Here is an 8,531-nt window from a genome sequence, read left to right on the forward strand (position 1 = left end):
GGTGTCGAGGTACGACCGCTGTCGCGGTTGGCGACGGCGTACCTGCACACCAGGGTGGTGCCCCCACTCCGCGCAGCGAAATTCCGGGCGCTTGAAGCACAACGATGACGCGTTCACGTCACTGCTGACGGAATCGATGCCTCCCGACGTGTCGAGCAGTCCAGCCGCGGATGCGCACGCCCATGCTGGTCGAGCAGCCCCGCAGTGCCCCCTTCCGTGCTGGTCGAGTAGCCGCCTCCGGCGGCCTCTCGAGACCCGACCCGCCGCTACTCCGGCATCGAGAAGTCCGCGAAGTCGAAGCCCGGCGACACCAGGCAGCTCACCACTGCGTCCTCCGCCGACGGCAGCGTCCGCTGCCACACATCGGCCGGCACCAGCGCCTGCACCGGCAGCCCCTCGAACGCGGAGCCGAGCACGACCGTCTCGCCGTCCTCCGGCTCCTCGCCGAGCCCGCCGTACTGCAGCGCCACCCGGCCGGGCCCGTTCCAGATCCACGTCTCCGCCGAGGACACCCGGTGCCAGGCCGACGCCTCGCCCGCCGGCAGCAGGAAGACGATCAGCGTCGCCGCCGGCCGCTCCCGCACCGAGCCGTCTGCGCCGACGAGCGTCAGCCGCTCCGGCGACTCCCACGTCCGCCGGTACCAGCCGCCCTCGGGATGCGGCTCCAGCCCCATCGTCTCGGCGAGCGCCGGCCGCCGCACCCGCTCGAGCACCCGCCCGTCGACGCTCAGCCGGTCGACGAACCCGCTCAGCTCCGCGCCTGCCATCGGACCTCCCCGGAGATGATCGTGGCGAGGGCGGTCCCCTCGCCGGCTTCGACGACGGCGGCGAGCACGTCGTCGGAAGAAGAGCCCGACACGCTCAGGACCGCGAGGTCGGCGAGCGCCCCCGGCACCAGCGTGCCGAAGGACTCCGCCGCCCCCATCGCCACCGCGCCGCCGAGCGTCGCCGCCGTGAGCAGCCGCGCGTGCAGATCGCGCTCCGCGTACCCCTGCGCCCGCGCGATCCGGCACAGCTCGGCCACGTCTCCGAGCAGGTCGAGCGACGGCGTCGACGACAGCGAGTCCGTCCCGACCGCGATCGCGTTCCCCTCGCGCAGGTAGTCCGCGACCGGCGCCTCGTCGAGCCCGATCACCGCGTTCGAGCGCGGACACAGCGCGACGGAGGTGCCGGTGCGCCGCAGCGTCGCGCGATCGTCCGCGTCCACGTAGATCCCGTGCGCGATGTGCACGTCGTCGCCGAGCGCGCCGATCGTCTCCGCGTACGCCACCGGCCGCAGCGCGCTGCCGCCGTTGCGCAGAAGGTGGAAGCCGTCGTAGCCCCAGCGGCGCCACTGCTCCGCCAGGTCGCCGCGGCCGTGCATCGTGTACTCCGCCTCCCAGGCCGACTCGGCCAGGTGCAGGTGCCGGCGCACGCCGAGCTCCTGCGAGAGCCCGGTCAGGTCGCTCAGCACCGGGGTGTCCAGCGAGTACGGGGCGTGCGGCGAGAGCCCGATGCGCGTCACTCCGGAGGTGCGCACCAGCTCGGCGGTGATCGCGCGCCCGCTGCCGCGCCAGTCGTCCTCGAGGAGGCTCATCAGCTCCCAGTAGGCGATCCCGTGCACGCGGCCGTCCTCGAGCACGCGCAGCGCGTCGAGGTCGGTGACGATGTCGGCGATCGCCGTCGTCCCGGTCGTGACCGCGATCTCGAGCCCGGCGGCCGCCGAGGCGCCCCAGTCGTGCGGCTGCTCGTAGACCTCCTGGAAGGCGCGCGACCAGTCCTCGAAGCCGGCGTACCGGCCCCGGCCGACCGCGGACATGCAGGTGTACTGCAGGTGCGAGTGCGCGTTGACGAGGCCCGGGACGATCGCGCCCGGCCACTCCCGCACTGCGGGCGACTCGTCGCGGAGCCCCTCCAGCACCTCGTCCCGCGCCCCGACCGCCACGATCCGCTCGCCGCGTACGGCGACCGCCCCGTCGCGCACCGGCTCGCCCGCCACGGGCAGCACCCACGGCGAGCTGTGCACGGTGAGCACCGAGGTCGAGCTCCCGGCGCTCTCGCGCCCGAGCGACACCGCGCCGCTCACGGGATCCACGCCGACGGCATCAGTCCCGAGAGACTCGCCGTGCTCGCCGCGACCGCCAGCAGCACCGCGCCGCCCGTCACCGCCCAGTCGACCGGCGTGTACCGGATCTCCCGCAGCCAGGTGCGCTTGCGCGTCCCGAAGCCGCGCAGATCGAGGGCGTCCACCGTGTCCTCCGCGTCCACGAACGAGGTGATGGTGACCGGCACCATCAGCGGCGCCACCTCGCGCAGGCGCCGGATCGGATTGCGGGTCTGCGTCCGCTCGTAGCCGCGCAGCCGCTGGGCCGCGGCCGTCTCCTGCAGGTTCGAGGCCGCGCTGGGCAGGAACTTGAAGGTCAGGTCGATCCCGTAGGCGAAGCGCGCCGGTACCCCGAGCCGCGCGAACGCGACCGCGAGGTCTCCCGGGCGGATGGCGAACGCGAGCGGGAACCCGACCGCGACCAGAGTGAGGAAGCGCAGCAGCAGGTTGACCGCGTACGACACCGCCCCCTCCGTGATCGCCAGCCCGACGACCGGCACCGTGAACAGCGTCGCGCCGGCCTCCGGCTCGCCGCTGCCGGTCGCGCCGACGATGAGCCCGTTGATCCCCGCGAAGACCAGCACGAACACGGCCACGACGGCCCAGTTCGAGCGCACCTCGCGGAACGGGATCCGCGCGCTGAGGTAGTACGCGAAGGCGACCACGGCGAGCGCCGCCATCCAGCGCAGATCGCGCACCTGGCTGGCCGTGACGACGAACATCACCGGCACCAGGATCAGCACGCGCGGATCCCGGCGGCCGAGGAAGGAGTCACCGCCGAGGTATCGAGGCGAGACCTCCATCCCGGGCGCCCGTCAGCGTCCGGCGAGGTTCTGCAGCGGCTTCCAGACCCGGTCGAGCACGGGCACCAGGATCACCGCGGTGATGCCGGTGGCGAGGATCGCCAGGACGTAGGAGCCGAAGAACCAGTACTGGAAGGTCTGGCCGAGGAACAGGAAGTCGGTGGCGGTGAAGAGCAGTCCGACGACGACCGCGGCGACCGCGATGGCGGCGGCCCAGACGAGCTGGCGGCCGGTGGTGCGCGGCTCCTTCGCGTAGTAGCCGATCAGTCCGGCGAGCAGGCCGACGAGGCCGTTCGCGATGCTCCAGTTCCAGTAGGTGAGGAAGCCGTAGCCCATGATCTGGTCGACGATCGCGTTGCCGACGGCACCGGTGAAGAATCCGGCGACCGGTCCGAAGCGCAGGCCCACGAAGGGGATGATCGCGATCGCGGGGCGGATCGAGATCATCGTCCCGGGGATCACGAAGCTCAGGGCGCCGAGCGCGCCGTAGAGGGCGGCGCCGACGGCGCCGAAGACGATCGTGCGGGAGGAGACGGCCCAGGGGCCGGTCTTCGTGGCGGTGGAGGTGGTGGCGGTCACGGGTGTGTCCTTTCGAGGGAGGGAGAGGAGCTGCGGGGATCGGTAGTGCGTCCGGCGTCGGGGGTGCTGCCGGGGTCCTGCTGCGCACGGCGGAGGCGCCGGGCGAGGTCGAGCGGGCGCGGGAGGCGACCGCTCGCGGGTCCGTGGCGCCGGGCGGCGCGCACGAAGTCGGTCTCGCGCAGCACCGCGCGAGAGTGGCCGGGGTCGACGCCCGGGCCGTGCCAGAGCGCCGCGTCGTGCACGACCTCGGCGGGACTGGCGTCGGCGACGATCCCGCCGCCGTCGACGACGACCACGCGGTCGGCGCGGGCGAGCGCCATGTCGACGTCGTGGGTGATGAAGTAGACGCTGTCGATCCCGTCGATCGCCCAGACCGCGTCGAGGAAGTGGCGGGAGGAGCGCTCGTCCTGCCCCGCCGTCGGCTCGTCGAGGATCAGGGTCCGCGGCCGCAGCGTGAGGGCGAGCGCGACGGCGAGCCGGCGCTGCTGCCCGAAGGAGAGCGTGCGCGGCGGCCGCTGCAGGATCCCCGGCACGTCGTCGAGCGACACTGCCCGCAGCGCGGCGTCGGCGATCGCGGGGATCTCCTCCGCCGGCACCCCGAGATTGCGCGGCCCGAACGCCAGCTCGGCCTCGACCGTCTCGCTGAAGAGCGCCTGGCCCGGGTTCTGGAAGAGGTAGCCGCAGGTCGAGACGAGCTCGGCCGCGGTCAGCTCGTGCACCGGCCGGTCGTCGAGCAGGACGCGGCCGCGGGTCGGCGCGACCAGGCCGACCGCCGCGCGCATCAGCGTCGACTTGCCGGCGCCGTTCCGGCCGAGGATCGCCACCCGCTCGCCCGCGTGGAAGCGGCGGTCTACGGCGGCCACGATCGTCCGCGCGCCGTAGCCGAGCTCGGCACCGTCGAAGTGCAGGCGGGCGGCACCGGCCGGGGCCGGCCGCGCCTCCTCCTCGGGCGACTCCTCCCCCGCGGCGCCGGCGAGCAGCGCCTCGAACGGCAGCTTCACCGACTCCGGCGACGCGACCTCGAGGAAGCCGGCGACACCGCCCGAGTAGACGACCCGCCCCTCCTCCAGGTAGACGACGCGGTCCGGCTCGAGCGCGAGCACCTCGTCGACGCGGTGCTCGACGATCACGGCCGCCCCGCCGCCGTCGACGTAGGCGCGCACCGCCCGCAGCAGCACGTCCGCCGCGTCGGGATCGAGGTTGGCCAGCGGCTCGTCGATGACGATCACCCGCGGGTCGAGCACCAGGATCCCCGCGAAGGCGACGAGCTGCAGCTGCCCGCCGGACAGCTCGTGCGGCGGCGTCGAGAGCAGCGCGGTCAGCCCGAGCCGCTCGGCGACCCGGTGCGCGCGCTCGCGGATCTCGGCGGGAGGCGTCCCGCGGTTCTCCAGCCCGAAGGCGATCTCGGCGAGCACGCTGTGCCCGACCACCTGCTTGCCCGGATCCTGCAGCAGCGTGCCGACGACCTCCGAGATGTCGCGCAGGGCCAGCGGAGTCGCGTCCCGCCCCTCGACCTCGATCCGCCCGGTCACCTCGGCGCGGTAGGAGCGCGGCACCAGTCCGTTCAGCACCCGCAGCAGCGTGCTCTTGCCGCAGCCGGACGGGCCCGCGACCAGCACGACCTCCCCTTTCGACACCGAGAAGCTCGCGTCCATCAGCGAGGGCTGCTCGGCGTTGCGGTAGGTCACTCCGACGCCGTCGAGGCGCAGCAGCTCGGTCACGAGCGCGCTCCGTCCCGCTGCGGCGCGGCCCGGCGGCCGGTCGAGGTCCAGCTGCCGAGGAAGTCGCGCTGGGCGCTGCTCGGCGCGTCGATCCGCAGACCGAGCGCGTCGAGCTTGGCGCGGGCGACCCGGTCGTCGACCTCGGGCGGGAGCAGGTGCACAGCGGGAGCGAGGCTCCCCGCCTCCCGCGCGAGCAGGTCGACGGCGGCCACCTGGACGCCGAAGGACAGGTCCATGATCTCGATCGGGTTCCCCTCACCGGCGGTGCAGTTGATGCAGCCGCCGTCGTCGAGCACGACGATCGAGCGGCCGTTGGGCAGCGTGAAGCTCTCCAGCGCGTGGCCGATGCTCCGCCGGGTCGCGCCCGCGGCGAGCGCCGCGTCGATCGCGATCTCCTGCGCGACGCCGCCCGAGACGGCCACGGCCGCCCCCTCCGGCAGGGCGAGCAGGTGCTCCACGTCGATGGTGTGCGCGATGCCCGTCGCCGAGATCAGCAGGTCGGCGCTTTCGGCCGCCGACTCCAGCGCGTCGACGTCGTAGCCGGCGAAGACCGCCTCGAGCGCGCGGACCGGGTCGACCTCCGCGATCGTCACGCGGGCGCCGAGCGCGCGGGCGTGCTGGGCGACCCCGCGGCCGACCGGCCCGAAGCCGGCGACGACGACGTGCGCGCGGTCGAGCGGAGTCGCGAGCAGGTCGAGCATGGTCAGCAGCGTCGACTGCCCGGTGCCGTGCCGGTTGTCGAAGAGCGTCTTGCAGCGCGCGTCGTTGACCGCGAGCACCGGGATCCGCAGCGCGCCCTCGCGCTCCATCACCCGGAGCGGCCGGAGTCCGCTGGTCGTCTCCTCCGTCGCGCCGCGCAGGGTCTCGAAGACCGCGGGCCGGTCGGTGTGCGCGAGCCGGGTCACCGACGAGCCGTCGTCGACCAGGATGTCCGGGCGCCGGTCGAGCAGTCCGAGCGCGAACGCCCGGTCGTCGGCGGCGCTCGCGTCCGAGCGGGCGAAGACCGCGATCCCCGCGTGCTGCAGGGCGGCCGCGGTGTCGTCGTGGGTGTTGGAGGCGCCGCACATCACGCTGACGTCGGCGCCGGCCGCCGCCAGCTCGAGCGCGAGCGTCGCCGTCTTGGGCTCGAGCACGAGCACCAGCCCGATCCGCAGGCCCCGCACGGTGCCGCTCTCGCGGAGCTGTCCGGCGATCCCGCGGGTCACCGGCATGAACCGCGCGGCCCAGTCGATCTTGTCCTGCCCCTGCCGCCAGAGCGACGCGTCCCGGATCGGAGCGGTCATCGGAGCAGCTCCCGCGCGAGGGCGCGGTCGGCGCGCTCGTGCAGATCACCGGGCGACGGGTCCTGCTTCCGGGCGGCCTCGACCGCGGCCGCGAAGCGCGCGGACAGCTGCTCGCGCGTGCGGCGGGTCGAGCCGTCGGCGACGTCGCGCGCCACGAGGAGGAAGAGCTCGCGCCCGGCGTCCGCGATCCGGTCGATCCCGGGGCGGCCGGAGGAGGGGTCGGTGACCGCGGTCACGGCCGGCCGCTCCTCCCCCGCGTCGACCAGGAGCAGCGGACCGCCGGTGCCGAGCAGCGCCGCGACGACCGGCGCGCGGAGCTCGCCCGTTGCGAACGCGATCGTCGCATCCCGCAGGTCCGCCGAGTCCGCCGTCTGCACCGTCAGCCCGAGCTGCGCGATCTCGACCAGCGCGACCGGATCGTCGCCGACGACGATCACGCGAGCGCCCGTCGCGGCGGTCCTGGTCGCCAGCTCGACGGCGAGCGGCCCGGTCCCGAGCACGGCGACCCGGGTGTGCGCGAAGGAGAGGTTGGAGGCCGCGGCGACCGCGCGGAGCACGGCCTGCGCCCACGCGGTGCGGGTCAGCGCTCGGACGACCCGGGAGTCACCGGACGCGTCGGCCGCCGTCGCGGGCAGCGCGGCGCGGCGCAACGGGGTGAGGGTGGCGTGCATGACGCTCCAGGGGAGTCGGCGATTCTAAGCGGTTAGCGTGACCATAGTCGCGCCCTGTTTCCCCCACCCGCCCGTTTATTACGCCCATGTGAAACATTCGCCGCCTGGACCGATCACGCCGACCGGCGTCCGGCGTCCGGCGTCCGGCGCAGATCATGCTGATCGAGCAGCCCGCATAGCGGGCGTCTCGAGATCCCCCCACCCCCCTCCCCTAAGCTGACCGGATGTCAGCCCGCCCCCGGCGCCCCACCCTCGCCGATGTGGCCCGCTCGGCCGGCACCTCCGCCACCGTCGTCAGCTACGTCGTCAACAACGGCCCGCGCCCCGTCTCCCCCGAGCTCCGCGCCCGCGTCGAGACCGCCATCACCGAGCTCGGCTTCCGCCGCAACACCCTCGCCGAGGCGCTCAGCGTTGGCCGCTCGAACCTGGTCGGCCTGCTCGTCCCCGACTCCTCCAACGCCTTCTTCGGCGAGCTGGCGCGCGAGATCGAGCACGAGGCCCGTCGTCGCTCGCTGCTGACCCTCCTCGGCAACACCGAGTACGACCCGGAGGTCGAGCGCGGCTACGAGCGCACCTTCGCCGACCTCCGCACCGCCGGCATCCTCCTGATCACCATCGACCCCGCCAGCACCGCCGATACCGCCCCGCGCGTCTTCCTGCACTCCGCGGCCCCCACCGACACCGAGCCGAGCGTCGTCTTCGACGACGAGCAGGGCGTGCGAGCGGCGGTCGAGCACCTGCTCTCGCACGGCCACGAGGACGTGCACTGCATCACCGGCCCCGACGACTTCGGCCCTTCGGGCCTCCGCGCGCGCTTCTGGGCGGAGGCGATGGGAGGCGCCGCCGGCCGCCTGCACCGCGTGCCGATGGACCGCGTCTCGGCCGAGGCCGCCCTCCGCACGATCCTGCGCACCGAGCGCCCGCGCGCCGTCTTCGCCACCACCGACGAGCACGCCCTCGCCCTCCTCCGCGCCGCGTCGCAGGAGGGGATCCGCGTCCCGGCCGAGCTCGCGATCGTCGGCTTCGACGGCATCCGCGAGGCACTGCTCGGCGGTGTCCGCGTCACCACCGTCGCAGTCCCCGTCCGCGAGATGGCCCGCATCGCCTTCGAGCTCCTCGACGAGACCCTGGCCGACGGCCCCGTCCGCCACGTCCGCCTGCCGACCACCCTCGTCCTCGGCGAGACCTGCGGCTGCACCCTCGCCCCCTGACGCCGGATCCACGGGGAAGAGTGGCCCGCAGACACGCTGGTCGAGTAGCCGCGCAGCGGCCCCTCCATGCTGGTCGAGTAGCCGCGCAGCGGCGTATCGAGACCCCCTTGTGGTCAAGTGGTTGTTGCAACGAGGAGTTGGTCGAGGCGTTGGGCGGGGGTGGCCCAGTCGAGGGTTTTG

General features: G+C 74.0%; 8 protein-coding genes. 1 reads left to right on the top strand and 7 read right to left on the bottom strand.

Annotation, left to right across the window (positions count from 1 at the left end):
• Positions 1–266: 266 nt before the first annotated feature.
• From MT351_RS19550 to MT351_RS19580, 7 genes are read right to left on the bottom strand one after another with little or no spacing between them, the layout of a single operon-like run.
• On the bottom strand, positions 267–767 hold the full coding sequence (locus tag MT351_RS19550; RefSeq protein WP_132437299.1) for a cupin domain-containing protein: 501 nt from the start codon (positions 765–767) through the stop codon (positions 267–269).
• A complete protein-coding gene (locus MT351_RS19555; protein ID WP_308197781.1) occupies positions 749–2,074 on the bottom strand; it encodes an amidohydrolase family protein in 1,326 nt (441 codons plus the stop codon). Before MT351_RS19555 ends, MT351_RS19550 begins: the two co-directional genes overlap by 19 nt.
• Positions 2,062–2,886, bottom strand: coding sequence for an energy-coupling factor transporter transmembrane protein EcfT (locus tag MT351_RS19560; RefSeq protein ID WP_123447292.1), 825 nt, complete (start codon positions 2,884–2,886; stop codon positions 2,062–2,064). Before MT351_RS19560 ends, MT351_RS19555 begins: the two co-directional genes overlap by 13 nt.
• Positions 2,887–2,898: 12 nt before the next feature.
• Positions 2,899–3,465, bottom strand: coding sequence for an ECF transporter S component (locus MT351_RS19565; RefSeq protein WP_243583037.1), 567 nt, complete (start codon positions 3,463–3,465; stop codon positions 2,899–2,901).
• Positions 3,462–5,186 carry an ABC transporter ATP-binding protein gene (locus MT351_RS19570; protein ID WP_243583039.1) on the bottom strand — a complete coding sequence of 575 codons (1,725 nt, stop codon included), beginning with the start codon at positions 5,184–5,186 and terminating at the stop codon, positions 3,462–3,464. Before MT351_RS19570 ends, MT351_RS19565 begins: the two co-directional genes overlap by 4 nt.
• On the bottom strand, positions 5,183–6,469 hold the full coding sequence (locus MT351_RS19575) for an adenosylhomocysteinase (RefSeq protein WP_243583041.1): 1,287 nt from the start codon (positions 6,467–6,469) through the stop codon (positions 5,183–5,185). The genes MT351_RS19570 and MT351_RS19575 overlap by 4 nt, the downstream gene beginning before the upstream one ends.
• Positions 6,466–7,140, bottom strand: coding sequence for a hypothetical protein (locus tag MT351_RS19580; protein ID WP_243583042.1), 675 nt, complete (start codon positions 7,138–7,140; stop codon positions 6,466–6,468). The genes MT351_RS19575 and MT351_RS19580 overlap by 4 nt, the downstream gene beginning before the upstream one ends.
• 224 nt (positions 7,141–7,364) lie before the next feature.
• Between MT351_RS19580 and MT351_RS19585 the strand changes: the two genes are divergently transcribed.
• The gene (locus tag MT351_RS19585; RefSeq protein ID WP_243583044.1) at positions 7,365–8,351 is read left to right on the top strand and encodes a LacI family DNA-binding transcriptional regulator; all 987 of its coding nucleotides are present in this window, start codon (positions 7,365–7,367) and stop codon (positions 8,349–8,351) included.
• Positions 8,352–8,531: the final 180 nt, after the last annotated feature.

The organism is Rathayibacter sp. VKM Ac-2926 (genome assembly GCF_022815565.1).
Taxonomy (GTDB): Bacteria; Actinomycetota; Actinomycetes; order Actinomycetales; family Microbacteriaceae; genus Rathayibacter; species Rathayibacter festucae.